A 1,841-nucleotide genomic window follows, 5' to 3' on the forward strand; every position below is an offset into this window, starting at 1 on the left:
GTGCAGCACTTGGTAGCGGCCAGACATCACCTCACGCGGAGGCGGCTGCAACGTTCAGTATCGACCATCTCAACCCCCTACGCAAGACCGCACCCATGCCCATGCTATTGATCTTTCCCAACCCCGCTCATCACGCCCTGGTCAAAGCCTACATCCACGGCCACTACCGGCTGAACGCCAAGACCGGCCAACGGCATTGGGTCGACAGTTACCAGGATAAGCGGCCCGAGCGCGGGCGGACCGAGTTTGCCCACATGTCGCATCGCGAAGAGCATGTCCTGCACCACCTTGCGCATGGGCGGCAGCGTGAAGCCTTGCACGCCTTCCACGACCTGAACTCCGATGACTCTCACTCGCTGGCGCGCCGGCTGTTTCTGGTCGACCCTGAGCACGATGCAAAGGACTTCGGCAGCAAGAAGGCGCTGATGGAAGCGATCCACGGCAACCTGAAGCGAAAGCGCGAGGTGCTGTCGCGGCAGGTAGCGGCCCAGGTGAAAGACGATTTCGAGCGCAGGAAAGCGGCCGGCACCGTCGGGAAAAAGCCGGTGAAGATTGTGCGGGCGGCGGAGAAGCCTGGTCCATCTGGCGACAAATCAGACGCGATCCTGGCCGATTTCGTCAAGGATCGAGCCCCGAGACTACAGAACAACCAGGATCGATTCACGCCTGAAATCGCGAAGCAGGCGTTTGAATCGTGGTGGAATGACAATCACGCGAAGCATGTCGACATCGGCGCCATGGGCATTGGTCATGTCATCAAGGTCAGCGGCCAAGCAAAGGCGCGCGCCTATGATGCGCTGCAAGCCGAGATTAAGCGGCTTGACGATGCCGACGATTTGGAGAGTAGCGACCGCGTTTCAGCGTCCATCAGCAGCATGAAAGCGGCGCATGAAAAGGCCGCGCAAGAGTCCGCGCGATTCGCTGCCGAGGAAGCAGCGCAACGGCGCGAGCGTGTAGTTGCACGGCAGAAAGAAGACGAAAAGAAAGAACGCGAAGGCATCCCGAGAGAGCATAAGCGCCTGTCAAGCGACCTGTTGTCCGGTCACCTCGGCAAAGAGTATCGAGCCAGCGAAATAGCGAAGCTGGAAGCCAGGGCGAAAGAGCTTGGGGTTGCGCTTCCGGCCCCCAAGCCCGCTCGCGCTCCCAAGCCCAAGCCCGCAAGCGCATCCATCCCCCTCAAAGGCTACGCCGCACCCCGCGCCCTCATCGGCTCAACCCCGGCCGATCGGGCGGCGATTGCGGGGGCGCTGCTGGACACCAAGAAAGATGCCGTGGCGACGGCTCAGCGCTACATCGATCACAAGCGGAGACAGATGGAGACGGGGGCATCCGATGGCGGCAAGGCGGTCAACGCCAGTGCTGCCTACGCGCCGGATCGCTCTGGTATGCGCGATACGGCGGGAGCGGAGCCAACTGCAAGTGTAGGTCAGGGGGCCGGGGCGGGCAAGGACAGCAAAATCCTCGCTCCGTTCATCGCCATGGTCGATGACCTTGGTAACGTGACCCGCGGCGGCGACTACATCACATCGTTACTCAAGCCGATGTCGGATGATGACTTACAGACGGTGCGCGCCTGGGCCACCAAGCGCAGCGGGGGCGCAAGTCGTCACATCGGCGATCAGATCGCGGCTGAGGTGCGGCAGCGCGCGGCCAAGCCCAAGCCCGCAAGCGCCCCGGCCAGCGCAAAGGATGAGGCCGCGGCAGCGAAGCCAAAAAGCCCTGCGCCCGATATCGCGAAGCAATTGCAAGACCCGCAGACCACGCGGACAGACCTGGACAGGGCGCTGCTCAAGCTGACGAACCGGATGAACGCGGCGCTGCGCGCCGGCGATCACGTTAAA

At 62.6% G+C, this 1,841-nt stretch carries 1 protein-coding gene; it reads left to right on the plus strand.

Annotation, left to right across the window (positions count from 1 at the left end):
* Positions 1–101: 101 nt before the first annotated feature.
* Positions 102–1,841, plus strand: a 1,740-nt coding sequence (locus tag A39O_RS32655) for a hypothetical protein (protein WP_169338424.1), incomplete at its 3' end; no start/stop codon positions are given.

It is taken from the genome of Lamprocystis purpurea DSM 4197 (genome assembly GCF_000379525.1).
Lineage (GTDB): Bacteria > Pseudomonadota > Gammaproteobacteria > Chromatiales > Chromatiaceae > Thiodictyon > Thiodictyon purpureum.